Below are 26459 nucleotides of genomic sequence, written 5' to 3'. Positions count from 1 at the left end.
CGCGGTCCACTGTCCGTGACGCGCCCGAAGCCGGTTTCGACATCAGCCGGCTTCAGGCGCGTTCACCAGGCGCAGGTCACTTCGCTCAGGCCGGGTCGGCGTACTTCAGCGTCCAACCGAACGTGCGGGTCGCGCCCGCGCCGAGGGCAAACGGCTTCGTCGTACACGCGAAGTTCGAATGCAGCTGGCCGATCGGCGTCGTCGACAGCGGATTCGTCGTGCCGTTCGCCGTGTCGAAGGCGGACAGCGCGCAGGTGTCGAACCCGGACGCCGCATAGCCGGTCGCGGCGCTGTTCGCGTAGGTCACCGACACGCCGTCGCCGTTCGCCTGCGTCGACGCGAAATCCGCGAACGACGTGAAGTCCGTCTCGACCGACAGGTTGCCGGTGAGCGAGCCCGTGCTCAGCGTATCGCTGCGGGCGACCGAGCCGTGCGCGAACGTCAGCACCGTATGCACCTGCAGGTCGAGATCCGTCGTGTATGCCGCATTCTTCGACGCGAGCCGGAACTTCGCGGTATCGAACGACACGATCACCTGCCCGTTGCCTTGCTGGACGTTCAGGTTCTTGTAGTACGTGACGGGAATGTAGGTCTTCCCGTTGTACGACACCTGCGGCACCAGCAGCGCGTAGCCGAGATCGGTCGTGCCGTAGATCAGCTTGTCGGAGAACGGCACCGGGTAGTACGGCGTGTACGAGTTGTAGTCGGGCGCCTGGCTGAGGTTCAGGTTGATCACGCGCCGGCCGTCGCGCACGGTGACGAGCGCCGCGCTGTACGGATGCGCGGTGTCGCCCGGCTGGTTGTACCAGGTGAGCGTGTAGTGCGGCAGCGCGTCGAGCCACGCGTTGTAGTCCGTATCGGCCATCGGCGCCTTGCCGCCGAAGCCGAGCTTGTTCCACCACGCGTTCACGTACAGGTACTGGTGCAGCAGGCTGAAGTTCTCGCCCATCACGCGCGGCTTGCCGCGATACGCGTCCGTGCCGCGGCCCTTGACCCACATGTTCACCGACGGCGTCGGCAGCGACGGGTCGTACCAGTACGTGTCGAAACGCTGCGCGGCCTGGTAGATGAACTTGTAGGCAACCTGCTTTTCCTGGTCGGTCAGCACGCCGGCATTGGCCGCGGCGGTCAGCACTTCCATGAACGCCGAATCGCCGTACGGGCCGATCGAGCGGCCGTAGTTGAAGCCCTGGCCGTTCGCGTTCAGCTGCGGCAGGATCAGGTCGACCGACTTGCGCAGGTAGCCCTTCAGCTCGGGCGTGAGGTTCGCCTCGTTGCCCATCTCGAACGTGCGCTCGGTCACTTCACCGATCAGCAGCGTGCTGTAGCGGTCGAAGCGCGCCTGGTCGTAGTAGGTCGTGTGCGTGTTCGACGCTTCGTCCGAGAACCCGCCCGACGAGTCGTTGCGGATATGGTTCGTGAGCGTGTACAGCAGCGCGTCGCGCGCACCCATCGTCGCGACCGACGGATCGGTCTTCGATGCAAACGACGGGCTGCTCCAGCCGAGCTTCTGGCGCAGCCCGGCAATTCCGTAGGACACCGCATAGTAGTTCTGCGCGGTGTTGAGCGATGCGATGTCGATCGGCGTGCCGGCCGCGGGGCACGTGTCGGTCTTGCCGCTCGCATCGGGGCCGAACATGTCGCAGAAGGTGAGGCGTTGCTGCAGCGTCGCGAGCATCGCATCGCTGAAGACTTCGTTGAGCATCCCGTGCGCCTTCAGGTTGTTCAGCGCGACGAGGTAGTAGTACTCGCCCCAGGACGTATTCGCATACGTGTAGTTGCCGCCCGACTGCGCCATCATCGCGGTCGTGATCGTCTGGTACGTCGCGAGGTAGCTGGCGTACTGCGGATCGTTCTTCGACTTCATGTCGATCAGGATGTACGACAGGCCGAGCGCGAGCTTGCCCGGCAGGAATTTGTCGCCGGTGTTCGTGTCGAGCACGTGGACCGGCGTGCCGTCGCCGAGATCCATCACGACCTGCGTGAAGTCGGGCGATTTCCGGATCAGGTCGAACAGTGCGCGCATCTGGCCCATCATCGTGGCCGGAATGTTCGCGCCGGCCGGCACGCTGGTGTCGGGCGCGCCGTAGACGAGCGCCTGCAGCGAGTTCGGCGCGAGCGTCGGTGTCGTGGACGGTGGCGGCGAAGATGACGACGGGGGCGGCGTGTCGGTCACGTCGTTGCCGCCGCAGGCGCTGACGAACAGGACGGAAAGGGCGCTGAGCGCGGCGCCGAGCGCGAATCTGCTGCGCGGATGCATTGTGTCTCCAGTTTTGAATAGTGATGAAGGACGGGCGGGTGTCGCCGTTGCCGCGCTCGATGCCCGTACCCGGCCGCCGTCTTGCAACCCTGATCCCTGAAGACGGACGGCCTGAATCACTTATCGAGCGGGCGAGCGTTCTCCCTGCACGGGCCGTGATGAGCGTCGCGCTGATGTGATGGAAAACGTTTTCCTAATTTATGCAGCGATCCGCGTGATGTCAATGAACTTTCACGTCTGGCGGGGCGGGAAAAACCCGGATGGTGGGAAGGCGGGAGTGACGGAGGAAAACGAAATGTTGCAGGATTTACCGGTATTTTTTCTTGGTTAGGCTGGATGCGGCGAAGGATGCCGATGCGGAAACGACGACCAGAAGGAATGCGCGCCGATGCGGGTTCGCTGAATTTTGAAAGAAAACGTTATCCATAAGGATCGGGATGAATTCGACGGCCATCGGGGCGCGACGGCGACCGGCTGCCACACCGTTCCGTCGAGCCTAAAGCTGTGCCTCGATCGCCGTCTTGTCGATCACCGACCAGACCTGGCGGATCTTGCCGTCGTGAAACTCGTAGAACACGTTCTCGCAGAACGTGACCTTCCGGCCGTCGACGGCGAGCCCCAGGAATGTCCCGCTCGGCGAGCAGGCAAAGCGCAGCCGGCAGGCGATGCGCGGCGGCTCGCATACGAGCAGCCGGATGTCGAAACGGAGATCGGGAATGTCGCGGAAGTCCTGTTCCAGCATCGCGCGGTAACCGGCGAGGCCGAGCGGCCGGTCGTTGTGGATCACGTGGTCGGCGACATATTCGCCGAGCGCCGGCCAGTCCTGCCGGTTCAGGCAGTTGATGTATGCGCGGTAGCGGGTTGCGAGATCGGTGTCGGTCATGGCCGTGCCTCCTTGTGTCGACGAGATGAGTCGGATGCGGCGCGTGTCACCCCGGCGTGGTTTCGCCGGACAAGAACGCGACGAACTCCCGCGTGTACTTCGGCAGCGTATCGAACGACCGCGCGCACAGCTTCAGCCGACGATGGCTCCACGCATCGGACAGCTCGACGAGCCGCACGTCCATCGTCTGCATCGCGCGCTCGGCCGCATGGCGCGACACGATGCCGATGCCCACGCCGCTCGCGATCACGCGGCAGATCGCATCGAAGCTCTTCAACTGCACACGATAGCGGATCCGCTTGCCGAGCACGCGCGCCTGGTCGGCGAGATGCACCTGCAGTGCGCTGCCGTCGGTGAGGCCGATGAAATCGGCATCGACGATCGAGTCGAATGCGACCTTGTCCTGCGACGCGAGCGGATGCGCGGCCGGCACGACGACGATCAGCCAGTCCTCGCGGAACGGCTTCTGTTCGAGGCCGCCGAGCCCGACGGAATCGGCGACGATGCCGACTTCGGCCGTCTTGTTGCGGATCGCATGCACGATCTCCTGGCTCGAGCGCTCCTCGACGCTGATCGACAGCTTCGGATGATGCGGCAGGTAGTCGGCCAGCGCGTCGGGCAGGTATTCGCTCAGCGACGCCGTGTTGCACAGCAGCCGGATATGCCCGCGCAGCCCCTGGCCGTATTGCTGCAGTTCGCCGCGCATGTGGTCGATCTGCTGCAGCACGGTGCGCGCGTGGTGTTCGAGCGCGCGGCCCGCATCGGTGGCCTGAGCGCCCGACTTGGTCCGGTGCAGCAGCGGCACGCCGAGCTCGTCCTCCATGCCGCGAATGCGCTCGCTCGCGGCCTGCAGCGTGATGTGGGTCCGCTCGGCGCCGCTCGTGATCGTGCCGGCCTCGCAGATGTTCAGGAAAAGCCGCAGGTCGGTCAGGTCGAAGCGCATGATGGGTGGGGCAATCGTATTGGAATGGCCGATAAGTTAGCAGGGAACCGCGGCCGGGGTCTCAGGCGCAGCTTGAGGACCGATTCGCCGGTTCCGCATTTTCGGGGCGCGATCGATCGCAGATCATGGCCGCACATCAACCGGGGAGCCTGTCATGCAGATCGATCCGTCGTGGGGCGTGTCGTTCAAGATCGCGTTGCACGTGCTGTTCCTGTGCATCGGCATTGCGTGGGCGTGTTCCGAATTGGCCGCGTGGTTGCGTTGAACGTCGCGGCGATGGCTGCCTCGAGCCTATTGAAACAAATTCGTCATAGTGCTCCGAGACGAAAATTCTTCCGCTTTCCTGCAAAAAGACCATCAAGTTTTCCTGAATCGGACCGTATTACCGGTAGCGAATGCCGGCCGGCATCCGGTTCGTGATCGTTTGTCATCATTGTTTGCATCCGGTTACACGTCGGCCGTTCCGTTTTTGAGATGCTTGAAAGATTGTCAAACCGGAGTCGGATCGTCCATGAAAACGCGCGAGATTCACCGCAACGCGGCGTGGCTGCCAGGCTTGGCCGCCGTGCTCGTCATGGCCGGTTGTGCAAGCACGCAGTCTGTTCCGCCGAGCGACACGCTGGCGGGACAGCCTTCGCCGTCGGGCCAGCCCGCCGCTGCGCCGTCGGCCAATACACCGCCGCCGGCGCCGATTCTCGTCGCGCAGAAGTACGTCGTGAAGCGCGGCGACACGCTGACGGGCATCGCGTCCGCGAACGGCTGCAGCGTTACCGACCTGCGCACCTGGAACAAGCTGGGCGCAAACGGCAGGCTGCGCATGGGGCAGGTGTTGCGCATCGTCAAGCAGCAGCCGTTACCGGCGCCGGGCGCGGCCGGCACGCAGGTGGCCGCATCGTCCGCGTCGGGCAATGGCGCGGCGAGCAACCCGGCCGCCGCGCAGACCATCGCGTCGAACGCGAGCGACCGTCAGGTCGTCAAGGAAACGAAGCGGCATGCGGGCGGCGTCGCGCTCAAGTGGCCCGCGAGCGGCAAGATCGTCGACGGCTTCCGGCCGGGGCAGAACCGCGGCATCCAGATCGCCGGCCGGCCGGGCGACCCGGTCCGCGCCGCGGCCGACGGCCGCGTGATGTACGCGGGCACCGGCCTGAACGACTACGGCAGCCTGATCATCGTCCAGCACAACGCGGATTTCCTGACCGCCTATGCGCACAACCGCAAGCTGCTCGTGAAGACGGGCGACATCGTGCGCCAGGGCGACGCGATCGCCGAGATGGGCGACCTCGACAACTCGCGTGTCGCGCTGCTGTTCGAAGTGCGACGCGACGGCAAGCCGGTCAATCCGATGCCGTATCTGCCTTCGTCGCAAGGGTGACGCCGGGCCGTTTCGCTGGAACGGCGCGGCGGTCGCTGCTACGCTAGGGTCTGTTCATGCAAGTCCCGCGCTTCGCGGGGCCGGCGGTCGTCTTTCGGGGATGCGCGGCGTAGGCCGTCGCGGGCCGGCCGCCGGCGTGAACGGGCACGCTGCTTCGACGCGTGCCCGAGCTGCTTCGTGCCACCGATACCGACAGAACTCACGACATTCATGGAACACTCTCCGACACGCCGCTCGCTGTTGCTTGCCGCCGTTGCCGCGCCGTTCGTTGCCGCGTGCACGTCCGCGCCGGTCGCCGACCAGGGGCGCGCCCACACCGCCCAGGCTGAATTGACCGCGCTCGAGAAGGCCTCGAATGGCCGGCTCGGCGTCGCCGCGCTCGATACGTCGAACGGCGTGCGCATCGCGCACCATGCGCGCGAGCGCTTCCCGCTGTGCGGCACGTATGCGGTCGCCGCGGCGGCCGCGATGCTCGCGCGCGGCTCGCTCGACGCGTCGCTGCTGCCGCGCCGCATCCTGTACCGCCGCTACGAAATCGTTGCGGGCTCGCCGATCACGGAAAGCCACGTCGACACGGGCATGACGATCGAGCAGCTGTGCGCGGCGATGCTGCAGTCGGGCGACAAGGGCGCCGGCAACCTGCTGATGGGCGTGCTCGGCGGCCCGCAGGCCGTCACGGCGTTCGCGCGCACAAGCGGCGACATGTCGTTCCGCCTCGATCACTGGGAACCCGAACTGAACAACGCCGCGCCCGGCGACGAACGCGATACATCCACGCCGGTCGAGATGGTCGACACGCTGCAGCGGCTGCTGCTCGGCGACACGCTGCAGGAGCCGCAGCGCGCGCGACTGACGGAATGGATGGTCGGCGGCGCGCGCGGCGCGACCGGCATCGCGGCAGGCGTGCCGCCCGGCTGGCGCATCGCCGACAAGGCCGGCACGGGCGGCTACGGCACGACGACCGACGTCGCGGTGCTGTGGCCGCCGTCGCGTGCGCCGATCGTGATGGCCGTGTCGTTCACGCAGCCGCAGGCCGCCGCGGCGGCTCGCGCGGACGTCGTCGCGTCGGCGGCGCGCATCGTGGCGGGCGCGCTCACCGCGACGGCCTGAGCGTCCCGCGCCTCGCGCAAAGCCGGCGTTTGGCTTATCGTGTCGGACAGTGCGCGCCGGGGTCGGCGCGCGGTCCTTCCGCGCCGTTTTTCCGTTTGCCTTCTTCATGCGCCGACTTCCGCCCCTGCACGCGCTGCAGATCTTCTCGACGGTGGCCCGCCACCGCAGCTTCACGCGCGCGGCCGAGCAGCTGTGCATCACGCAGGGCGCGGTAAGCCGGCAGATCCAGACGCTCGAGGCGCATTACGGTTTCCCGTTGTTCAAGCGGCATGCGAAGGGCCTCACGCTGACGGCGGAGGGCGAGCAGTTGCTGCCGGTGGTCAACGAGAGCTTCGCGCGGATCGAGGATATTTCGATGCGGCTCACGCGGCAGCGCACCGATCTCGCGCTGAAGGTGCCGACCTGCGTGATGCGCTGGATGCTGCCGCGCATCATGCGCTTCCAGGGCGAGCATCCCGATCTCCACGTGCAGATCACGACCGCGTGGCAGCACGTTGTCGATTTCTCGACCGAGCCGTTCGATGCGGCCGTCGTCTACGGCACGTCGCCGGGCGCCGGCGTGTTCGCGCTGCCGCTGTTCGACGAGCGGCTGACGCCCGTCTGCGCGCCCGAATTGCGGCAGACGTCGCCGCTCGACGCGGTCGGCGATCTCGCGCGCCATACGTTGCTGCATCCGACGCGTGACCACCGCGACTGGCGCGCGTGGCTCGATCACGCCGGCGAGCGCGGCGTCGACCCCGCGCGCGGGCCGACGTTCGACACGCTCGATCTCGCGACGAACGCGGCGATGCAGGGCTTCGGCGTCGCGATCGGCGACGTGACGCTCGTCGACGACGACGTCAGCGCGCGCCGGCTGGAGCGCCCGTTCGACATCGTGCTCGAGACGGGCGCGCGCTATTTCTTCGTCTATCCCGAGAACCTCGGCAACCAGCAGAAGATCCGCGCGTTCAGCGACTGGATCGCGCGCCATCGCGATTGACCGGCGACCACGCAGGTACGCCGAACCGGTGCGCGGAATCCGTTGGATCCCGCGCCGGCGGACGGCTTTACTGGTACGTCACGACGGCGATCATCGGCGCCTGGTTGTTGCCCGGACGGTTCGGTAAAACGATTGCGCGCGAGGCCTGAGTAAAGGTCGTGGTCTTGATGGCCTGCTGGCTCGCCGCGTCGACGAACGCGATCTCGCCGGAGGCCGGGCGCGGACAGTCAGGACGGACCTGCCCGCGAGCGACATCGGCCGTATCGACCGCGAACGAGCAGGGCGGCTCGACGATCATGCCGGAAAAATAGATGGTGCCGGACGCGCCGGCGGCGAAGGACGAGGAAGTGGCCAGAAGCGAAGCAGCCAGGACGAACGAGGCGGCGATAGGGCGATGCTTCATGACAGGCTCCAGAGAGGAAGCGCGTCGCAGCGGGGCCGCTCGGGTGGCAGTCCGTCTAACGCTGCGATGCTGTATGCGTAAACGGCAAAACCATCGAAACTCTTGAGTGGAAAATTGCGAATTTGGGATAACAGCAAACGATTTCGTATTGCTGAATTCAATCTATGCCTGATTTGCGAGATATCAAATCAGGGTAATGCCGGTGCTGTACGCTCGACTGGAAAGCGGACGTCCGATGCGGGTCGTCGCGACAGGTCGTTGCGAAGTCAACGAGTTTACGAATCGTGGAAATGATGCGCAGGTGAATATCGGCGATGCAAAAGAAAACGGCCGCTCGTTTCCGAGCGGCCGTTTTGCGTTGAAGCCGAAGATGCGCCGTTCAGGCCGTGCGCTTGCGTACCGCGCCGACGACCACGAGCAGCACGATCGCGCCGATGATCGACGCGATCCAGCCCGCGCCCTGGCCCGGTGCGTACCAGCCGGCGGCGCGGCCGACGTAGCCGGCGAGCAGCGAGCCGACGATGCCGAGCACGATGGTCATCAGGATGCCCATCTTGTCGTCGCCGGGCTTGAGCGCGCGGGCGAGGAGGCCGACGATGAGCCCGACGACCAGGGTTTCGATGAATTGCAGCATGAACGCCTCCCTATTGCGGTTGAGCTGTTGACGAAAGGAAGTTGACCCGTGCGGCGCACAAGGGTTCCATGCGCGGCAGGGCGGCGCGTGGCGTGCGGAGTATCGCACGCCGGCGCGGCGCGCAGATGTCAGGCCGCCGGCGCGCCCGCCACCGGGTCGAGACGGCGGTAGCCTTCGGTCGCGTTCAGCAGCGTGCGTGTGTAGTCGCGCGCCACCCGCCCGGCGCGTACGTCCTCGACCCGCAGCTGTTCGACGATCTCGCCATGCTGCATCACCGCGACGCGCTGGCACAGGAAGCCGATCACCGCGAGGTTGTGGCTGACGAGGATCATCGTCAGGTTGCGTTCGCGATGCAGGCGCCGCAGCAGGTTCAGGATCTCCGCCTGCACCGACACGTCGAGCGCCGACGTCGGCTCGTCGAGCAGCAGCACGCGCGGCTCGACGATCAGCGCGCGCGCGATCGCGACGCGCTGTCGCTGGCCGCCCGACAGCTGGTGCGGATAGCGGAACCGGAATGCGGGGCCGAGGCCGACCTCGGACAGCGCGCGGGCGATGCGCGCATCGGTGTCGCCGATGCCATGGATCGACAGCGGCTCGCGCAGCGTCTGGTCGACCGTGAAGCGCGGATGCAGCGACGCGTACGGATCCTGGAACACCATCTGCACGTGACGGCGAAAGGCGCGATCGGGCGTGCCGCCCACCGGCCGTCCGTCGATCGACAGGCTGCCGGATGCGAGCGGCACGAGGCCCGTCAGCGCGCGCAGCAGCGTCGACTTGCCGGAACCCGATTCGCCGACGAGCCCGAACACCTCGCCGTCGCGCACCGCGAAGCTCGCGTCGCGCACGGCGTCGACGTGACCCGTGCGGGTCGGGAAACGAATCGATGCGTGATCGACGTCGATCATCGTGCGGCCTCCTGTCGATCGGCGGGCGTGCCGGCGTGCGGCGTGGGCTCGAGCCACGCCGGATCGCGCTGCAGCACGGGCAGTTCGTCCGGCGGGTTCGCGAGCGGCGGGTTCGCCGCGAGCAGCCCGCGCGTATAGGGATGGGATGCGTCGCGCAAGTCGCGCGCGGCGCAGGTTTCGACCACGCGGCCCGCGTACATCACCGCGACGCGATCGCAGAACGACATCACGAGCGGCAGGTCGTGGCTGATGAACATCAGGCCCGTGTCGTGTCGCGCGATCATCGCGTCGAGCACCGCGAGCACCTGCATCGACACGGCGACGTCGAGCGCGGAAGTCGGCTCGTCGGCGATCAGCAGGCGCGGGCCGGTCGACACCATCATCGCGATCATCACGCGCTGGCCCATGCCGCCCGACAGCTCGTGCGGATACGCATCGGCGACGCGTGCGGGGTCGCGGATCTGCACGGCCGCAAGCGCGTCCACGATCCGTTCGCGCAGCGCGCGGCCGCGCAGGCCCGGCTCGTGCAGCCGGAACGCCTCGCCCATCTGCTTCGCGACCGTCATCACCGGGTTCAGCGAATATTTCGGATCCTGCAGGATCATGCCCATCTGGCTGCCGCACAGCCGCCGGCGCTCGCCCGGCGGCATCGCGAGCAGGTCGTGGCCCGCGAAGCGCATCGTGCGGGCCGACCAGCGTGCGGCGTCGGGCAGCAGGCCGAGCAGTGCGCGGCCCGTCAGCGACTTGCCGGAGCCCGATTCGCCGACGATGCCGAGCCGTTCGCCTGGCGCGAGCGTCAGCGACAGGTCGCGCACGGCGTCGGTGACGGTGCCGTCATGGCCGCGAAAGCCGATCTTCAGGCCGTCGATCTCGCAGAGCGGCGCGGGCGCGGGGGCGGGATTCATCGGCATGTCATGCTCCATGGCGGGGATCGAAGACGTCGCGCAGCCCGTCGCCGAGCAGGTTGAACGCAAGGCTCACGAGCAGGATCGCGCAGCCGGGCAGCGTCGCGACCCACCACGCGTCGAGCAGCACGTTGCGGCCCGACGCGACCATGAAGCCCCATTCGGGGCTCGGCGGCTGCGCGCCGAGGCCGAGGAAGCCGAGGCCCGCGACGGTCAGGATGATGCCGGCCATGTCGAGCGTCGCGCGCACGATCACCGACGACATGCACAGCGGCATGATGTAGCGCAGCAGGATGCGCGGGCCCGACGCACCCTGCAGGCGCGCGGCGTGGATGAAGTCGGCCTGCGCGATGCGGATCGTCTCGGCGCGCGCGAGCCGCGCATACGCGGGCCACGCGGTGATCGAGATCGCGACGACCGCGTTGATCACGCCCGGCCCGAGCGCGGCGGCGAACGCGAGCGCGAGCACGATCTTCGGGAACGCGAGCGCGATGTCGGTGATGCGCATCAGCACGCTGTCGACGAAGCCGCCGCAGTAGCCGGCCGTCGTGCCGATCAGGAGGCCGATCGGCACGACGATCACGACGACGAGGATGGCGATGCCGAGCGTGAGGCGCGAACCGGCGATCAGCCGCGAAAGGATGTCGCGGCCGAGCTGGTCGGTGCCGAGCCAGTGCGACGGCGAGCCGGGCGGCAGCAGCCGGTCGGACAGCACCTGGCGCAGCGGGTCGTGCGGCATGATCAGCGGGCCGACGATCGCGACGACGATCAGCGCGACGAGAATCGCGAGCCCGAACAGGTTGAGCGGATTCGCGGCGAAACGACGCCAGCGCCGGTACGCGAGGCCGAGTGCGGCCTGCGAGCGCGATGCGGGCGCGTCGGAGAGCAGCCACGTACGCAGGGTGAGACGCTCGGCATTCATGACTGGACGACCTTCGGCATGGGCGATGAGAGAAGCAGGGGGGAAGCGGTCATGTCGGGTCGGCCCTCAGCGCGCACGCGGATCGAACACGCGGTACAGCGCGTCGGTCAGCAGGTTGACGGTGATGAACATCGCGCCGATCACGAGCGTCGCGCCGAGCACCGCGTTCATGTCGGCGTTCAGCAGCGCGCCGGTCAGGTAGGAGCCGAGCCCGGGCCACGCGAACACGATCTCGGTCAGCACCGAGCCTTCGAGCAGGTTGCTGTACGTGAGCGCGATCACGGTGAGCAGCGGCACCATGATGTTGCCGAATGCATGCCGCCAGATCACGCGCCGTTCCGACAAGCCCTTCGCGCGTGCGGTGACGATGTATTCCTGGCTCAACTGGTCGAGCATGAACGAGCGCGTCATCCGGCTCAGGTACGCGACCGAGTAGTAGCCGAGGATCGCGGCCGGCAGCGCGATGTGCGACACCGCGTTGCGGAACACGTCCCACTCGCCCGCGAGCGCCGCGTCGATCAGCAGGCTGCCCGTGCGCGTGTCGACCATCCCGTCGTACACGGGATCGAGCCGGCCGGGCCCGCCGACCCAGTGCAGTCGCGCGTAGAACAGCAGCAGCCCCATCAGCCCGAGCCAGAACACCGGCACCGAATTGCCGATCAACCCGACGAAGCGCGCGACGTGGTCGATCGGCCGGTTGTGCTTCACGGCGGCCGCGACGCCGAGCGGCACGCCGATCGCGATGCCGATCAGCGTCGCGATCGTCGCCAGTTCGAGCGTGGCCGGGAACACGCGCCTGATGTCGTCGAGCACGGGGTTCGCGGTCAGCAGCGACATGCCGAGATTGCCGTGCAGCACGTCGCGCGCATAGATCAGGAATTGCGTGGCGAGCGGCTTGTCGAGGCCGAGCGCGATGCGTTCGGCCGCGTATGCGTCGGCCGACGCGCGATCGCCGAGGATCGCGAGCACGGGATCGATCGGCACCTTGCGGCCGATCACGAACGTCAGCGCGAGCAGCCCCGCGAACGTGACGGCGAGCGTGAGCGCCCAGCGCAGCACGCGCAGCGCCCAGCGCACGGCCGGGCGTCGCGCGGGCAGCGTGCGCAGTGCTTCGAGGGAGGAGGCGGGAGTCGACATGCGGCGAATCTTATTGCTTCTTCAGGTTGCGGTACGACACGAGATCGTTGATCGGCCCGACGTCGAGCCCGCTCACGCCGGGCCGCGTCGCGACCTGCGCGACTTTCTCGAACATGATCACGAACGGCGAATGCGCGAGCATGTCCTTCTGCATCGCCTGATACCGTTGCGCGCGTTTCGCGGCGGTCGGTTCGGCGAGCGCGGCGTCGGTTTCCTTCGTCAGTTGCGGGATGTCCCAGCTGTTGCGCCAGGCCAGCATTTTATAGCTCGACTTGTCGGAATTGTCCGGGTTCCATGCAAAACCCTGCGCGTTGCTGTGCGGGTCGATGTAGTCGGCCGACCATTCGCCGATGTAGATGTCATGCTGGCGCGCGCGGTATTTCGCGAGCGTCTGCTTGTTGTCGCCGGGGATCAGCTGCACCTTGATGCCGGCCTGCGCGAAGTTGGCCTGCACGGCCTGCGCGATTTCGGTGTACGGATAGTCGTTGCGCACGTCCATCGTCACCGAAAAACCGTTCGGCACGCCGGCCTTCGCGAGCAGCGCCTTCGCCTTCGCGACGTCGAGCTTGTACGGGTTCGCGTTCAGCGTGCCGAGGAAGCCTTCGGGCAGGAAGGTCTGGTGCACCTTGTAGGTCGTCTTCACCACGTTGCCCTGGATGCCCGCATAGTCGACCAGCCACTTCAGTGCTTCCTGTACCTCCGGTTTCGCGAGCGTCGGGTTCTTCGTGTTCAGGCCGAGATACAGCAGCGTCGCCTGCGGCGAGGCCGACACCTTCGCCTTGCCGGATTTCACGACCGACGCCAGATCGTCGGGGCTCAGGTCGCGCGCCGCGTCGACGTCGCCGTTTTCCAGCAACAGGCGCTGGCTGGCGGCTTCGGGCACGTGGCGCAGCACGATGCGCTTCATCGCGAGCGGCAGACGGTAGCCATCGAAGCGCTGCAGCACGACGCTGTCGCCGGCCGTCCATTTCACGAGCTTGTAGCCGCCGGAGCCGGCTTCGTTGGTCTTCAGCCAGGCGTTGCCGAAGTCATTGCCCTGCTGGTGCGACAGCAGCAGCTTCTTGTCGACCACCGAGGCGGGCCACGAGCCGAGCACGTTCAGCACGAAGGTCGGGGCATACTTCTGGTCGGTCGTGACCGATACCGTCAGGTCGTCGAGCTTCTTCACGTTGGCGACGACGTTCGCCTTCGTGAGCCCGATGCCGGTCAGCACGGCGGCCGGCCCCTTGTCGAGCAGCACCGCGCGCTGGATCGACCACGCGACGTCGTCGGCCGTCAGCGGGTTGCCCGAGTGGAACTTGAGGCCGGGGCGCAGCTTGAACGTGTAGGTCAGCCCGTCGGTGCTCACCGTCCACGACTGGGCGACGTCGCCGTTGAATTTCGACGGGTCGCGCAGGTCGACGCGCACCAGGCGGTCGTACGTGTTCGCGACGTATTCCTCCGGCACCAGCTCGTAGATCTCGCCCGGATCCAGCGTCGTGAATTCGTCGAGCAGCGTCGCCATCACGAACATGTCTTTCGGCGTTTCCGCACGCGCGGCGGAAAGCGGAACGGCGGCGAGAACGGACGCGGCGGCCAGCGCCGCGACGAGCCGGGATGTCAGCAATTTCATGTGCGCTCCATCGGTTGTCGAACGTGAACGGGAAGGGGGACGTGCATCACATCAGGTGCCACGGGCCGCTGTCGGCATTGTCGATCTGCGGCAGCGCGCGCGAGCCGGGCAATTCGTAGTGCCACCACTCGCTGTCGATGTGCGCGAAGCCGGCCGCGTGCATCACGCCGAGCAGCAGCAGGCGGTTGCGTTGCACCGCTTCGGGCAGCCCCGCGTGGAAGTGACCGGAGGCGGCGACCATCTCGTCGAAGCCGGTGCCCATGTCGAGCGGCGCGCCATCCGCGCCGACGAGCGTCAGGTCGAGTGCGGTGCCGCGGCTGTGATTCGAGCCGCGGCCGAGATCGGCGATGAAGTTCGGATCGGGCAGGAAATCCCACAGCACCTGCTGCGCCTGCGGCGGCCGGTACGCGTCGTAGATGCGCAGCGTGAAGCCGGCTTGCGCCGCGATGTTCACCGCGCGGCGCAGCGCGGCTTCGGCCGGCGCCAGCAGCAGGCAGTGCGCGCGGCGGTAGATCGGCTTGCCGGTCAGGTTGCGGTCGGTCGCGTAGACGAGGTCGATGTCGACGCGATGCGTGGCGGACGTGATTTCAACGAGGCGGTGAGCGTTCATCGGCGGTTCGGAAGGCACGCGCATTCAGGATTCGAATTGATCGAACGTGCGCTGCAGTTCGCGGTTGCGCGCGACGCGCCGGTCGATCGCGGGGCCGAGGCGGTCGACCACGGCCGTGATCAGCAGGTTGAACAGGCAGGTGAGCGGCGCGAGCGAATCCCAGAACTGGCCGACGTCGGTCTTCACCTGCAGCAGGTCGGCCGGCCAGTCGCGCGCCCACGGGCACGAGAGATCGGTGACCAGCGCGAACGGCTGCCCGCGCTCGGCGGCCGCCTGGCAATAGCGGCGCGCGCTGCGCGAATACGCGCGTGTATCGGTGACGATGCAGTACGGCCGCTCGAATTCCGAGTTCAGCGAATCGACGTACGAGCCCGACTGGCCGTCCGAATAGAACACGCGCGGGCGCAGGTACTCGAGGTAGCTGCTGAACGCGTTGCTGATCCCGCGCGTCGACTGGATGCCGAGGATGAACACGGCGTCCGCCTGCGCGATCCGGTCGGCCACCTGCGCGAACACCGGGCCTTCGGCAAGCCGGTACACGTGGCGGATCGCATCGAGCTCGCGCTCGAGCGACGACGCGAGCGGGCCCTCGCGGCGGTTGCCGTCGGGTTCGGCCGATTGCGTGCCGGCGATGCGACGGTATTCGTCGAGCCGGTCGGTGATCATCCACGGGCGGTCGCCGCCGCCGCGCAGTTCGCGCTTCAGGTCGTCGAGGTTGCGGTAGCCGACGCTGCGCAGGAACCGCCCGACCGAGATGCCGCTCGTGCCGGCCTGCTGCGCGATCTGGTCGGCCGTCTCGAGCCCGAGCCGATCGAGGTTCGCGAGCATGTAGCTCGCGATGCGCTTGGCGGTCGGCGTCAGCTCGGCATAGCGGGATTCGACGGTACGGGCAAACGCGCAGGTCATCGGCTGTTAGATCGTTGTCGTCGGGTGATCGAATGTCATACATCTAACAAAGCCAAAATCATCCGCGCCATCGGATAAAAACTATGGTGTGAGGATAGGCGATAGGAGCGGAAGGGGGCGTGAGCGGGGCGGTGGATTATTCCTGATAGGCATATTTTGCGTTTATGCCTGTCAGGAATAATTTGCATTTATGTCTGACAGGAATATACTGCGTTTATTGTCTCCAGGAATCCACACCGTGAACTTCATCGTCAACACGCCGGCGCAACTGGGCGAGATTCTGTCGTCCGCGCGTCAGGCCAAGGGCCTCACGCAGGCCGAAGCAGCGATGCGGATCGGCGTGGGCCAGTCGCGCCTGTCGTTGCTCGAATCCACGCGTACCGAAAGCCTGTCGCTTAGCCAGTTGCTCGAACTGACTGCGTTGTACGGTCTCGAGCTCAGCATCCGCACGAAGGACGGGCGCGGCTCCGCCGACGTCGAGTGGTAAGCGATGGGACGCAAATCGCATACTCGCGCATTGTCGATCTGGGCGAATGGCCAGAGGGTCGGCACCTGGCGGATTCCCGCGCGCGGCGACATGGAACTGCTGTACGACGCAGGCTGGAAGCAGTCGACCGTCGGCCGCCCATTGTCGTTGTCGTTGCCGTTTGGTGTCGGCGACGCGCCGCTGCGCGGTGAACGCATCAATCACTACTTCGACAACCTGCTTCCGGACAGCGACGTCATTCGGCGCCGCTTGGCCGCAAGGTTCGGCGTAGCGACGACCGAGCCGTTCGATCTTCTCGCCGCGCTCGGCCGTGACTGCGTTGGGGCGGTGCAATTGCTCGGCGAAGACGACGTGCCGACCGGCCTGGATCGTATCGACGGCACGCCGTTGTCGGACGACGATGTTGCACGTGTGCTCGACCAGGCCAGCGGCGTGGTGGCAGCGGCCGGAGACGACGACGATTTCCGGCTGTCGCTGGCCGGTGCACAGGAAAAGACCGCGCTGCTGTTTCACGACGGGCGATGGATGCGCCCGCATGGCGCGACGCCGACGACGCACATTCTCAAGTTGCCGCTCGGCCTGGTTGGCAACAAGCGGGCCGACCTCACGGCTTCAGTCGAGAACGAGTGGCTGTGTCTTGCGATCCTGCGCGCTTTCGGCCTGCCGGCCGCCAATGCGGAAATCGTGCAATTCGGCGCGTACAAGGTACTGTCGGTCGAGCGTTTCGATCGCGCGTTGCATCGCGACGGCGGGTGGCTGTTACGGTTGCCGCAGGAGGACTTCTGCCAGGCGCTCGGCGTACCGCCTCACCTGAAGTACGAGTCGCACGGCGGCCCCGGCGTGCCCGACCTGGCAAGTCTCCTGCGCCATTCGGAAACGGCGCGGGAGGACCTCGACACACTGTTCGCGGCGCTGATTGTGTTCTGGATGCTCGCGGCGCCGGACGGGCATGCGAAGAATTTCAGTCTGCGCCTGCTGCCGGGCGGCCGCTTTCGCCTGACGCCCCTCTACGATGTGATGTCGATCTGGCCGGTCGAAGGCGACGGCGCGAACCAGTGGTCATGGCACAAGGCGAAACTGGCGATGGCCGTGCACGGCAAACGCAAGCACTACGCGATGCGCGACATTACGCGGCGGCACTTCAGCGCGATGGCAGAACACTGTCTGCTCGGTGATATCGCGACGCCGATCGTCGAGCGGCTCATCGCCATGACGCCGCAGGTGATCGAATCGGTCGGTGCGGCGCTGCCTGCCGGTTTTCAGACGCGGGTCGCGGAACGTATTCTGGGCGGACTGCAGTTCGCCGCGCAACGGCTCGACGAAATGCCGCGGGAATGAAACGCAACCCGGACGGGTTACCCGGCGTTCGTCGTATTCGCATTCGTACGCTTTCGTCCAGATGATCAGTGATGCATGGCGATTGCGCTGCATCGCGATCGTACGTGACACTTTTCATCCTCCTCCTGTCGCCATTCCACGCGTCGCCGCCGCACCTGGTCGCATTTCCACCTTCACCTGACACGACCGATTCATCGGCATTGGCCGCCTGCACCCCGAACCTCGTCGTGCCTCAATCATTACAAAGTTAAAGCGAATCAGATTAATTCATTAATTCAGGTTAATAATTCATTTAATTTTTAGATGAATATGGATTTAACTTGCGTCACGGGATGTTCGATTTTCGATAATCCGAAAAACGGCATGTGTTCCGTCAATTGAAATTCGCTCAATCGCAGGCATGAAGAGGAAACCATGACGAATCTTTCTCGACGCAAGATGCTGGCAGGAACGGCCGGCGCCATTGCCGCGGCGGGTATCGCCGTATCGGCCAAGGCGGCCTCGTTCGGTAATCCGGACCGCCCGCCGGAAGGCGCGGTGAATGCACGCAACCGCCAGAGCCTGACCGACCCGGGGCCCCAGAACCCGGCAATCGCCAATCAATTCCCGTCCTTTCAGGACCCGCCGGCTACCGATATCAACGGGATGCCATTATTCTGGGCGTCATTCAATAACGCCCATAAACGCATTCAAAATGGCGGATGGGCACGTGAAGTCACGCAGGACGATTTTGCGATTTCCGAAACCATTTCCGGCGTCAACATGCGCCTCACACGCGGCGGCATTCGCGAGATGCACTGGCACCAGCAGGCCGAGTGGGCCATCATGCTCGACGGCCGCTGCCGGATCACGGTACTCGACGAACTCGGCAGGCCATCGGTGCAGGACGTGAAGACCGGCGATCTCTGGTATTTCCCGCCCGGCCTGCCGCATTCGCTGCAGGGCCTCGGCACCGACGGCGCCGAATTCCTGCTCGCGTTCGATAACGGCCGTGCGTCCGAATTCAACACGCTGCTGCTGACCGACTGGATCGCGCACACGCCGCCCGACGTGCTTGCGCTCAACTTCGGCGTGCCGGCCGACGCGTTCAGGAATATTCCGCTCGACAACCTGTGGATCTTCCAGGGCGACGAACCGGGCCCGCTCGCGCAAGCGCAGCGCGCGTCGGCGTCGTCGGCCGGGGCGCCGCCGCATCCGTTCATCTTCTCGCTCGGCGACATGAAGCCGGTCAGGAAGACCCGCGGCGGCGAAGTGCGGATCGCGGACAGCACGAACTTCACCGTGTCGACCACGGTCGCGGCGGCGCTCGTCACCGTGCATCCGGGCGGCATGCGCGAGCTGCACTGGCACCCCAACGCGGACGAATGGCAGTACTACCTGCAGGGCGACGCACGGATGACCGTGTTCGACACGGGGCCAAAGGCGCAGACGGCCGACTTCCGCGCGGGCGACGTCGGCTACGTAAAGAAGAGCCTGGGGCACTACGTGCAGAACACCGGCAGCACCGATCTGGTGTTCCTCGAGATCTTCAAGACCGACCGCTATGCGGAAGTGTCGCTGTCCGACTGGCTCGCGCATACGCCGCCGCAGCTCGTCGAAGCGCACCTGAACGTCGCGCCGGACGTGATCGCGCAGTTTCCGCGCAACCGTCCCGACGTCGTGCCGCTGTAACGCCGCCGCCTCGGCCGGCAGGCGGCATGCCGGCCACGGCGCCCGAACTTCAGGAATCCTTCCTCATTCGAACGGAACCTCATCATGATTCCCGTCACGAGCAAACGTGCCGGCGGCTTCGCGCTGCCGGAGCTGTCCACCGGGCACCCCGACGGCGCGGCGCGCGCCGCGCTGGAAGGGCGCCGCACCGGCGTCGCCGCGCTGCTGCCGTTCGTCGGCCCGGCCGTGATCGCGTCGATCGGCTACATGGATCCCGGCAACTTCGCGACCAACATCCAGGCCGGCGCCGCGTACGGCTACCGGCTGCTGTGGGTCGTGCTGGCCGCGAACGCGATCGCGATGCTGTTCCAGGCGATGTCCGCGAAGCTGGGCATCGTGACCGGCCGCAATCTCGCGGAGCTGTGCCGCGACCGCTTTCCCGCGCCGCTCGTGTGGGGCATGTGGATCGCGTCCGAGATCGCCGCGATGGCGACCGACCTCGCCGAATTCCTCGGCGGCGCGCTCGCATTCGGACTGTTGTGCCACCTGTCGCTGTTCGCGGGGATGATCGCGACGGCGCTCGTGACCGGCGCGATCCTCGCGCTCGAAAAGCGCGGCTTCCGGCCGCTGGAAGCCGCGATCGCGGCGCTGGTCGGCGTGATCGGCGCGTGCTATCTCGGCGAGCTGCTGATCGCGCCGCAGGACTGGCGTGCGGCCGCGTTCCATCTGGTCGTCCCGCAGATTCCGGATCACGCGGCGTTGACGATCGCGGTCGGGATCATCGGCGCGACGATCATGCCGCACACGCTGTATCTGCATTCGGGTCTCACGCAGGACCGCACCGCGCCGCGCGACGACGCCGAGCGGCGGCGGCTCGTGCGTTTCTCGAACCGCGAGGTCGTCGTCGCGCTCGGGCTGGCCGGGTTCGTGAATCTCGCGATGGTGATGATGGCGTCGTCGGCGTTTCACGCGAGCGCGCCGGGCATGACCGACATCGGCGACGCGTATCACACGCTGATCCCGGTGCTCGGGCCGGCGGCCGGCGCGCTGTTTCTCGTCGCGCTGCTGACGTCGGGCGTATCGAGTTCGGTGGTCGGCACGATGGCCGGGCAGGTCGTGATGCAGGGCTTCATCCACCGCCGCGTGCCGGTCTGGGTGCGGCGCGCGGTGACGGTCGTGCCGGCGTTTGCGGTGGTCGCGCTCGGCTGCGACGTCACGCGCGCGATGGTCGCGAGCCAGGTCGTGCTGAGTTTCGTGCTGCCGCTGCCGATGATCGCGCTGCTGTTGCTGTCGGCGCGTGCGGACGTGATGGGTGCCTACGCGATGCGGCCGCCGCTGCGGATCGTCGCCGGTGCGGCGACGGTCGTGATCGTCGGGTTGAATGCGTACCTGGTGTGGGCGGCCTTCAATTGAACGGCTGCGGGCCGGCAGCCTACTGCTGCATGTCGGGCGCCTCGCGAAGCCGCCAGATCACGTTGCATTGCTGGCCGCCGAGGCTCGTCGAGCGCAGCGTGATGACGGTGCCGGCCACGACCTGATACCAGAAATGCGCCATCAGCTCGGTGCCCTTGCGCTGGGGCTGCCCGTCGACCAGCACCTCGCACAGCAGCGGCGACGGCGAGCCGGATGGATGCGTGACGTAGACGTTCAACCGCGCGATGTCGCGGGTCGCGATGAGCACGATTTCGTGGTTTCCGCTGCCGATCAGCATCGTGCCGCCGGGTTCGTCGATCGCCTGCAGGTAGGCGCCCGCGCTTTCCTCGATCGCGGCGGACGCAACGGTCAGCCCGGCCGATTGCACGTAGTCGGTCGCCGCGATGCGCGCGGCAACCGTATCGGATTGCGCCGGCGTGCCGTCCGACAGCGCGAACGGCATGCCGTCGCGCAGCGCGGCGTCGGTGTGGTTCGCGTAGTAGCGCCAGCGGTCGAGGAAGCGGATATCGCCGGTCATGTGCAGCGCGCGGATCGGCTCGCCGTGATACCGGAGCGTCGTCGTGCCGGTGCTCGCATCGAACGCTTCGTGAATGCCGTACTTGCTGACGAAGTTCTGGACCGGATCGAGCAGCGCCGTTTCACCCTGCGCGCTCCACAGGTGCAGGAAGGTCGTATCGATTCCGAAGCATTCCTGGAAATCGGTGCCGATGCGGGCCATGCAGTCGCGCAGGTGGCTGGCGTAGCGTGCCCAGGCATCGGCGGTCCCGGCCACGAGCCCGGCCTGCAACGCGCCGCCGTGGCGCGCGGACACTTCGTCGACGACGAGACGCCAGTGATGGTCGCGCCGCTCGCCGATCAGCGGCGTGACGACGAACGTGCAGAACAGCGGGTCGGGGCACGCGTGGATCCGGTCGTCGCCGATCTGCGAGAACAGGTCGAACCCCGGCGCGCAGAACCAGATGTCGGCGTCGTACAGCGCGAGCTTGCGGATCTGCGGGTGGCGGGCGCAATACTCGGCGGCCTCGATGAAGCGGCCGACCGGCAGCGCATACGCGCCCGATGCTTCGATCACGTCGACCGCCTGGCTCGCCAGGATCTGCCGCTTGCGTTCGGAGAGGCCGTAGCCGATCACCGCGATCCGGCCGTCGTAGCCGGTGTGCCGCAGCGACAGCAGGAACGGTACGAGCATTTCGTACCACGCGCGGTTGTTGTCGTTGATCGCCACGCAGACCGCGTGCTCGCTCGAATGCATGTTCTTTCCCCGATGTGCGCGCCCGGCTCAGCCGCCGACGTGGCGCCCGCAGATGGCCGCGCCGCAGCCGCGGCTGTCGTGATACGCAATATGAAACGGCTTGTTGCCCCACCGCCACCGGAACACGGCCTGATGCCATCGCCGGGATCCGCCGGCCCCCGCGGTGCCGGCCATTGTAGATCGCCGGCCGCCACCCGCCCTAGCGCCGGCGCGGCGGGGGCGGCGATTACCCGCGCACCGGCAGGGCCGGCCGCGCGGGCAGTCCCGATTACTTCGCGAGCGTGCGGTATGACACGAGGTCGTTGATCGGCCCGATTTCCGGCCCGGTCACGCCGGGGCGCGTCGCGACCTGCACGACCTTCTCGAACATGATGATGAACGGCGAGTTCGCGAGCACGGCCTTCTGCAGCGCTTCGTAACGCTGCGCGCGCTTCGCGGGCGACGGCTCGACGAGCGCGGCCTCGGTGTCCTTCGTCAGTTGCGGAATGTCCCAGCTGTTGCGCCATGCGAGCATCTTGGTCGGCGACTGGTCGGAGTTGTCCGGATTCCACGCGAAGCCGCGCGCATTGCTGTTCGGGTCCATGTAGTCGGGCGACCATTCGCCGATGAAGATGTCGTGCTGGCGCGCGCGATACTTGCCGATCGCCTGCTTCGCATCACCCGGAATCAGCTTCACGCGGATGCCGCCCTGCGCGAAGTTCGCCTGCAGCGCCTGCGCGATCTCGAGGTACGGATAGTCGTTCGGCATGTCCATCGTCACGTCGAAGCCGTTCGGCAAGCCGGCCTTGGCGAGCAGCGCCTTCGCCTTCGCGACGTCCTGCTTGTACGGCCGCGCGTTCGACGCACCGAGAAAGCCTTCGGGCAGGAAGGTTTCATGCACCTTGTAGGTCGTGCTGACGATGTTGCGCTGGATGCCGTCGTAGTCGACGAGCCATTTCATCGCCTGCTGCACCTCGGGTTTCGCGAGGTTCGGGTTCTTCGTGTTCAGGCTCAGGTACAGCAGCGCGGACACCGGCCACGACGTGACCTTGATCTTGCCGGCCTTCGTCAGCGCGGCGAGGCTGTCGGGGCTCAGGTTGCGCGCGGCGTCGGCGTCGCCGTTCTCCAGCAGCAGCCGTTGCGCGGAGGCTTCCGGCACGTGACGCAGCACGACGCGCTTCATCGGGTACGGCGTGCGGTATTTCTCGAAGCGCTGCAGCACGATGGTCTCGTTGGGCGTCCACTTGACGAGCTGGTACGGGCCCGAGCCCGCGTCGTTGGTCCGCAGCCAGGCACTGCCGAAATCGTTGCCTTGCTGATGCGACAGCAGCAGCTTCTTGTCGAAGACCGAGGCCGGGCACGCGCTCAGCACGTTGAGCACGAAGCTCGGCGCGTACTTGCGGTCGGTTTCGAGCACGACGGTCTGCGGATCGACCACGCGCACCTTCTGCATCACGTTGGCTTTCGTGAGGCCGAGATCGGCGAGCACGCCGGCCGGCCCCTTGTCGAGCAGGATGGTGCGCTGCAGCGACCACGCGACGTCGTCGGCGGTCACCGGGTTGCCGGAGTGGAACGTGAGGCCGGGGCGCAGCTTGAACGTGTAGGTCACGCCGTCGGCGCCGACCGTCCACGATTGCGCGATCTGCCCGTCGAAGCGCGTCGGGTCCTTCAGGTCGACGCGCACCAGGCGTTCGTAGGTGTTCGCGACGTATTCGGACGGCACCAGCTCGTAGATCCCGCTCGGGTCGAGGGTCGTGAATTCGCCGAGTTGCGTGGCGACGACGAAGATGCCGGGCGGCGTGGCCGCCTGCGCCGGCCATGCCGGAACAAGCGCGACGAGCGCGGCGCTGACGAACAGCCGGGACAGCAGGTGCTTCATGCGGGCTCCGTTGAAAGGGATTCGTGGGTGCGATTCTCTCATCGACGGCTGCCCGGATGAAAATATTCGGCGTGCGCGCCGGCGGGGTGGCGCGCAGCCGCGAGCCGGGTGGGCGCCCGGCGTCGGCGGGTGCGAATCAGATCGCGCAGCGCGCGACCGCGAAGCGCATCGCTTCCTCGGCCGGCTCGTTGCCAGAGCCGCGTACGACCTTGATGACCGAACCGTTGCCCGACGGCGTCAGCGTGACGAAGTAGGAGTTCGAGCCGACCGCGATGTCGGTCACGCCGTTGTGCTGCGATTGCTCGGTGCCCGACAGGCGGCTGTCGAGGCAGTTGGCGACCGCGTAGGCCGGACGTTGCGACGACACGTAGATCATCGGCGCTGCCCCGGAGGCGGAGGCGGAGCCCGGGTCGGACGAGGGCGCGGAACCGCAGGCGGCGAGCAGGGCGGCGGGAAGGAGCAGCAAAAATCGTTTCATGATGGGTCGTCGTGGGTCTCGTATCGAGGCTGGGGCGCGGGGTAGGCGAAACGCGAAGCTTCGCGACGAAACCGCCCGGAATCGGGCCGTTTTTGACGGATGACGATGCGACAGGCGGCTGACGACGGAGTATACCCGCAGCGTTTGAAGCCGTCGGCGCGTTGAAACGATTCGATACACAACAAGCACCCGCTACCGCATCGCGGCAGCGGGCGTTTCAGGTGATGGCGAATGGGCACTTGCCGGTGTTGTCGATCTTATTGGCCGATCTGGTGGCTGACCGCATTTTCCTGCTGGTTCAGCACGTGCTTTTCGCTCTTCGTGATGTGGCTGTGATCCTGCGCAGCCATGTCCCGCTCTTCCCGGCGGATCTTGCGGTCGTCACGGTGCAGGCGCGCGGCCTCGGCGTGCGACATCTCGCCTTCCTTCACTTCGTGATGGATCCGGCGATTCTGGTTGGCGAGGCGCTGGTTGACTTCTTCGCGGCGCGGGTGCGCCTGTTGCCACGGCGTGTCGGCGAACGCGGTACCGGTCAGCACCGACATCAGGGTCGCGGCAATCGCGAGATGGCGGGTAAGGGCTCGCATCGTGTGTTCTCCAGTCGTTGCGCTCCGGAACGTGGGCGCTTGTCCAAAAAACGCGGAGCGGGCACCGGCTGTTGACGTTTCGGCCTGTATCGATTGCAAGTCTTTATTACGTCGGCGCGTGGCGGCGTGAGCCCCGGTGCGTGCAGGACGGGGCTCGACTGTCGCGCACGCGGATCAATGCGCGCCGGCCGCCGCCGCATCGGCATCGCCGCCGCCCGAGCGCTTTGGTTTCGTGATCCAGATCAGCGGAATGATCGCGATGAAGATGATCGCCGACACGTAGAAGATGTCGTTCAACCCCATCACGGCCGCCTGCGAATCGACTGACGCGTTGAAGAACGCGAGCGCCGAATCGGGGCCGAGATGCAGCAGCGAGCGCGTCGCGTCGACCTGCTGCGTGAAGACCGGATTGGTGACGCTCGCCTGTTCGGTGAGCCGCACGTGATGCAGGATCGTGCGGTCGTTCCATGCGTTGCTGATCAGCGACGTGCCCACCGCGCCGCAGAACGTGCGGCCGAAATTCGACAGGCCGGCGGCGGCGGGGATCTTCTCCGGCGGCAGCCCGGACAGGATGATCGACGTCAGCGGGACGAAGAACATCGCCATCGGGATGCCCTGCAGCAGCGTCGGCAGCACGAGATCCCAGCGCGACACGTCGGTGTAGAAGGTCGTGCGCATCATGAACACGACCGCGAAGCCGACGAACGCGAGCGTCGCGATGTAGCGCGGATCGGTGCGCGGCAGCAGGCGTCCCATGACGGGCGTAAGCAGGATCGCGAACACGCCGAGCGGCGCGGTGGCGAGCCCGGAATCGACCGCGCGGTAGCCGAGATAGCCCTGCATCCACTGCGGCAGCAGCACCAGCGTGCCGAAGAACATCCCGTACGCGACCGAGATCGCGATCGTGCCGCCCGCGAAATTGCGCTGCGTGAACAGCCGCAGGTCGACGATCGGGTTTGCCTCGTGAAGCTCCCACACGAGGAAGAACGCGAAGCCGATCAGCGCGACGATGCCGAGCGCGACCACGACGGGCGAGTTGAACCAGTCGAGATCCTTGCCCTTGTCGAGCATGATCTGCAGCGAGGCGACCCACAGCACGAGCAGCAACAGGCCGATCGTATCGATCGGCATGCGCTTCGTGGCCGATTCGCGGTCGCGGAACACGATCCACGTGACGGCGGCCGCGAAGAAGCCGACCGGGATGTTGATGTAGAAGATCCACGACCAGTTGTAGTCGTACGTGATCCAGCCGCCGAGCGACGGCCCCGCGATCGGCCCGACGAGCGCCGTCATCGACCACAGCGCCAGCGCGCTCGACGATTTCTGTCGCGGCCACGCGCCGAGCAGCAGCGCCTGCGACAGCGGCGCGAGCGGCCCGGCGACCGCGCCCTGCAGGATCCGCGCGGCGAGCAGCGTCGGCAGGTTCGGCGCGATCCCGCACAGCCACGACGCGAACACGAACAGCAGGATCGACGTGACGAACAGGCGCACCTGGCCGAAGCGCTGCGTGAGCCAGCCGGTCAACGGAATCGACACCGCGTTCGCGGCCGCGAAGATCGTGATCACCCACGTGCCTTCGTCGACCGACACGCCGAGGTCGCCCGAGATCGTCGGAATGGCGACGTTCGCGATCGACGAGTCGAGCACGTTCATGAACATCGCGAGCGATACCGCGATCGTGCCGATCGCGAGGCGGGCACCGGATAGCGGGGCTGGAGTGGACGGAGAGGACATGGGTTTCCTGCGTAAGGGACGTAAGGAGCGTAAGGTGCGGAACGGAGGCGACCCGTTGCG

Annotated in this window: 24 protein-coding genes; 7 read left to right on the top strand and 17 right to left on the bottom strand. The window is 66.6% G+C overall.

The window, feature by feature from the left end; all coding sequences use genetic code 11:
- Positions 1-85: 85 nt before the first annotated feature.
- The 3 genes from CFB34_RS12665 to CFB34_RS12655 all read right to left on the bottom strand — a co-directional run bounded on the left by CFB34_RS12665 (position 86) and on the right by CFB34_RS12655 (position 4086).
- On the bottom strand, positions 86-2260 hold the full coding sequence (locus CFB34_RS12665) for a hypothetical protein (protein ID WP_089442194.1): 2175 nt from the start codon (positions 2258-2260) through the stop codon (positions 86-88).
- A gap of 496 nt (positions 2261-2756) precedes the next feature.
- The gene (locus tag CFB34_RS12660; RefSeq protein ID WP_089442195.1) at positions 2757-3143 is read right to left on the bottom strand and encodes an ester cyclase; all 387 of its coding nucleotides are present in this window, start codon (positions 3141-3143) and stop codon (positions 2757-2759) included.
- Between the two features lie 46 nt (positions 3144-3189).
- Positions 3190-4086, bottom strand: a complete 897-nt coding sequence (locus tag CFB34_RS12655; protein ID WP_089442196.1) for a LysR substrate-binding domain-containing protein — start codon at positions 4084-4086, stop codon at positions 3190-3192.
- 511 nt (positions 4087-4597) lie between these two features.
- On the opposite strand from CFB34_RS12655, the gene CFB34_RS12650 reads away from it, so the two are divergent.
- From CFB34_RS12650 to CFB34_RS12640, 3 genes are all read left to right on the top strand, one after another.
- Positions 4598-5458: a peptidoglycan DD-metalloendopeptidase family protein gene (locus tag CFB34_RS12650; RefSeq protein WP_089442197.1), complete on the top strand. Its 861-nt coding sequence runs from the start codon at positions 4598-4600 to the stop codon at positions 5456-5458.
- A 210-nt stretch (positions 5459-5668) separates the two neighbouring features.
- Positions 5669-6568, top strand: coding sequence for a class A beta-lactamase (bla, locus tag CFB34_RS12645; protein ID WP_089442198.1), 900 nt, complete (start codon positions 5669-5671; stop codon positions 6566-6568).
- A gap of 106 nt (positions 6569-6674) precedes the next feature.
- Positions 6675-7547: a LysR substrate-binding domain-containing protein gene (locus CFB34_RS12640; protein WP_089442238.1), complete on the top strand. Its 873-nt coding sequence runs from the start codon at positions 6675-6677 to the stop codon at positions 7545-7547.
- 67 nt (positions 7548-7614) lie between these two features.
- On the opposite strand, the gene CFB34_RS12635 is transcribed toward CFB34_RS12640, so the two are convergent.
- From CFB34_RS12635 to CFB34_RS12595, 9 genes are all read right to left on the bottom strand, one after another.
- A complete protein-coding gene (locus CFB34_RS12635; RefSeq protein ID WP_089442199.1) occupies positions 7615-7950 on the bottom strand; it encodes a type 1 fimbrial protein in 336 nt (111 codons plus the stop codon).
- Positions 7951-8329: 379 nt separating this feature from the next.
- On the bottom strand, positions 8330-8584 hold the full coding sequence (locus CFB34_RS12630; protein WP_089442200.1) for a GlsB/YeaQ/YmgE family stress response membrane protein: 255 nt from the start codon (positions 8582-8584) through the stop codon (positions 8330-8332).
- A gap of 128 nt (positions 8585-8712) precedes the next feature.
- Positions 8713-9489 (bottom strand): ABC transporter ATP-binding protein, encoded by a 777-nt coding sequence (locus CFB34_RS12625; protein WP_089442201.1) that lies wholly within the window; start codon positions 9487-9489, stop codon positions 8713-8715.
- Positions 9486-10400 carry an ABC transporter ATP-binding protein gene (locus CFB34_RS12620; protein WP_089442202.1) on the bottom strand — a complete coding sequence of 305 codons (915 nt, stop codon included), beginning with the start codon at positions 10398-10400 and terminating at the stop codon, positions 9486-9488. The genes CFB34_RS12625 and CFB34_RS12620 overlap by 4 nt, the downstream gene beginning before the upstream one ends.
- Before the next feature lies 1 nt (position 10401).
- Positions 10402-11316, bottom strand: a complete 915-nt coding sequence (nikC, locus tag CFB34_RS12615; RefSeq protein ID WP_089442203.1) for a nickel transporter permease — start codon at positions 11314-11316, stop codon at positions 10402-10404.
- Positions 11317-11382: 66 nt separating this feature from the next.
- Positions 11383-12453: an ABC transporter permease gene (locus CFB34_RS12610; RefSeq protein WP_089432870.1), complete on the bottom strand. Its 1071-nt coding sequence runs from the start codon at positions 12451-12453 to the stop codon at positions 11383-11385.
- A 10-nt stretch (positions 12454-12463) separates the two neighbouring features.
- Complete coding sequence (locus CFB34_RS12605) at positions 12464-14065, bottom strand: ABC transporter substrate-binding protein (protein ID WP_089442204.1); 1602 nt, start codon at positions 14063-14065, stop codon at positions 12464-12466.
- Between the two features lie 46 nt (positions 14066-14111).
- On the bottom strand, positions 14112-14675 hold the full coding sequence (ddpX, locus tag CFB34_RS12600) for a D-alanyl-D-alanine dipeptidase (protein WP_089442239.1): 564 nt from the start codon (positions 14673-14675) through the stop codon (positions 14112-14114).
- Between the two features lie 24 nt (positions 14676-14699).
- Entirely contained in the window at positions 14700-15581 is an 882-nt protein-coding gene (locus tag CFB34_RS12595) for a MurR/RpiR family transcriptional regulator (RefSeq protein ID WP_089442205.1), read from the bottom strand.
- Positions 15582-15819: 238 nt separating this feature from the next.
- Here CFB34_RS12595 and CFB34_RS12590 point away from each other — a divergent pair, with 238 nt between their 5' ends.
- From CFB34_RS12590 to CFB34_RS12575, 4 genes are all read left to right on the top strand, one after another.
- Entirely contained in the window at positions 15820-16068 is a 249-nt protein-coding gene (locus tag CFB34_RS12590) for a helix-turn-helix transcriptional regulator (RefSeq protein WP_089442206.1), read from the top strand.
- A 3-nt stretch (positions 16069-16071) separates the two neighbouring features.
- Positions 16072-17406, top strand: a complete 1335-nt coding sequence (locus tag CFB34_RS12585; protein ID WP_089442207.1) for a type II toxin-antitoxin system HipA family toxin — start codon at positions 16072-16074, stop codon at positions 17404-17406.
- Between the two features lie 414 nt (positions 17407-17820).
- A complete protein-coding gene (locus tag CFB34_RS12580) occupies positions 17821-19077 on the top strand; it encodes an oxalate decarboxylase family bicupin (protein WP_089442208.1) in 1257 nt (418 codons plus the stop codon).
- An 84-nt stretch (positions 19078-19161) separates the two neighbouring features.
- Positions 19162-20469 (top strand): Nramp family divalent metal transporter, encoded by a 1308-nt coding sequence (locus CFB34_RS12575; RefSeq protein WP_089442209.1) that lies wholly within the window; start codon positions 19162-19164, stop codon positions 20467-20469.
- 19 nt (positions 20470-20488) lie between these two features.
- Here CFB34_RS12575 and CFB34_RS12570 read toward each other — a convergent pair whose 3' ends face one another.
- The 5 genes from CFB34_RS12570 to CFB34_RS12550 all read right to left on the bottom strand — a co-directional run bounded on the left by CFB34_RS12570 (position 20489) and on the right by CFB34_RS12550 (position 26399).
- On the bottom strand, positions 20489-21742 hold the full coding sequence (locus tag CFB34_RS12570) for a hypothetical protein (RefSeq protein ID WP_089442210.1): 1254 nt from the start codon (positions 21740-21742) through the stop codon (positions 20489-20491).
- 268 nt (positions 21743-22010) lie between these two features.
- Positions 22011-23600 (bottom strand): ABC transporter substrate-binding protein, encoded by a 1590-nt coding sequence (locus CFB34_RS12565; RefSeq protein WP_089442211.1) that lies wholly within the window; start codon positions 23598-23600, stop codon positions 22011-22013.
- Between the two features lie 136 nt (positions 23601-23736).
- Positions 23737-24078, bottom strand: a complete 342-nt coding sequence (locus CFB34_RS12560) for a sugar ABC transporter ATPase (protein WP_089442212.1) — start codon at positions 24076-24078, stop codon at positions 23737-23739.
- 257 nt (positions 24079-24335) lie between these two features.
- Positions 24336-24665, bottom strand: a complete 330-nt coding sequence (locus CFB34_RS12555) for a hypothetical protein (RefSeq protein ID WP_089442213.1) — start codon at positions 24663-24665, stop codon at positions 24336-24338.
- A gap of 174 nt (positions 24666-24839) precedes the next feature.
- Positions 24840-26399, bottom strand: a complete 1560-nt coding sequence (locus CFB34_RS12550; RefSeq protein WP_089442214.1) for a DHA2 family efflux MFS transporter permease subunit — start codon at positions 26397-26399, stop codon at positions 24840-24842.
- Positions 26400-26459 lie beyond the last annotated feature (60 nt).

This window comes from Burkholderia sp. HI4860, from assembly GCF_002223045.2.
GTDB lineage: Bacteria > Pseudomonadota > Gammaproteobacteria > Burkholderiales > Burkholderiaceae > Burkholderia.
Note: the sequence above shows the minus strand (reverse complement) of the source record. Positions and strands in the feature narration are given on the sequence as shown.

Bases quoted from the DNA above. Each gene is read 5' to 3' on its own strand.
- CFB34_RS12665 (WP_089442194.1), bottom strand. From the start codon at position 2,260: ATGCATCCGCGCAGCAGATTCGCGCTCGGCGCCGCGCTCAGCGCCCTT.
- CFB34_RS12660 (WP_089442195.1), bottom strand. From the start codon at position 3,143: ATGACCGACACCGATCTCGCAACCCGCTACCGCGCATACATCAACTGC.
- CFB34_RS12655 (WP_089442196.1), bottom strand. From the start codon at position 4,086: ATGCGCTTCGACCTGACCGACCTGCGGCTTTTCCTGAACATCTGCGAG.
- CFB34_RS12650 (WP_089442197.1), top strand. From the start codon at position 4,598: ATGAAAACGCGCGAGATTCACCGCAACGCGGCGTGGCTGCCAGGCTTG.
- bla (WP_089442198.1), top strand. From the start codon at position 5,669: ATGGAACACTCTCCGACACGCCGCTCGCTGTTGCTTGCCGCCGTTGCC.
- CFB34_RS12640 (WP_089442238.1), top strand. From the start codon at position 6,675: ATGCGCCGACTTCCGCCCCTGCACGCGCTGCAGATCTTCTCGACGGTG.
- CFB34_RS12635 (WP_089442199.1), bottom strand. From the start codon at position 7,950: ATGAAGCATCGCCCTATCGCCGCCTCGTTCGTCCTGGCTGCTTCGCTT.
- CFB34_RS12630 (WP_089442200.1), bottom strand. From the start codon at position 8,584: ATGCTGCAATTCATCGAAACCCTGGTCGTCGGGCTCATCGTCGGCCTC.
- CFB34_RS12625 (WP_089442201.1), bottom strand. From the start codon at position 9,489: ATGATCGACGTCGATCACGCATCGATTCGTTTCCCGACCCGCACGGGT.
- CFB34_RS12620 (WP_089442202.1), bottom strand. From the start codon at position 10,400: ATGCCGATGAATCCCGCCCCCGCGCCCGCGCCGCTCTGCGAGATCGAC.
- nikC (WP_089442203.1), bottom strand. From the start codon at position 11,316: ATGAATGCCGAGCGTCTCACCCTGCGTACGTGGCTGCTCTCCGACGCG.
- CFB34_RS12610 (WP_089432870.1), bottom strand. From the start codon at position 12,453: ATGTCGACTCCCGCCTCCTCCCTCGAAGCACTGCGCACGCTGCCCGCG.
- CFB34_RS12605 (WP_089442204.1), bottom strand. From the start codon at position 14,065: ATGAAATTGCTGACATCCCGGCTCGTCGCGGCGCTGGCCGCCGCGTCC.
- ddpX (WP_089442239.1), bottom strand. From the start codon at position 14,675: ATGAACGCTCACCGCCTCGTTGAAATCACGTCCGCCACGCATCGCGTC.
- CFB34_RS12595 (WP_089442205.1), bottom strand. From the start codon at position 15,581: ATGACCTGCGCGTTTGCCCGTACCGTCGAATCCCGCTATGCCGAGCTG.
- CFB34_RS12585 (WP_089442207.1), top strand. From the start codon at position 16,072: ATGGGACGCAAATCGCATACTCGCGCATTGTCGATCTGGGCGAATGGC.
- CFB34_RS12580 (WP_089442208.1), top strand. From the start codon at position 17,821: ATGACGAATCTTTCTCGACGCAAGATGCTGGCAGGAACGGCCGGCGCC.
- CFB34_RS12575 (WP_089442209.1), top strand. From the start codon at position 19,162: ATGATTCCCGTCACGAGCAAACGTGCCGGCGGCTTCGCGCTGCCGGAG.
- CFB34_RS12570 (WP_089442210.1), bottom strand. From the start codon at position 21,742: ATGCATTCGAGCGAGCACGCGGTCTGCGTGGCGATCAACGACAACAAC.
- CFB34_RS12565 (WP_089442211.1), bottom strand. From the start codon at position 23,600: ATGAAGCACCTGCTGTCCCGGCTGTTCGTCAGCGCCGCGCTCGTCGCG.
- CFB34_RS12560 (WP_089442212.1), bottom strand. From the start codon at position 24,078: ATGAAACGATTTTTGCTGCTCCTTCCCGCCGCCCTGCTCGCCGCCTGC.
- CFB34_RS12555 (WP_089442213.1), bottom strand. From the start codon at position 24,665: ATGCGAGCCCTTACCCGCCATCTCGCGATTGCCGCGACCCTGATGTCG.
- CFB34_RS12550 (WP_089442214.1), bottom strand. From the start codon at position 26,399: ATGTCCTCTCCGTCCACTCCAGCCCCGCTATCCGGTGCCCGCCTCGCG.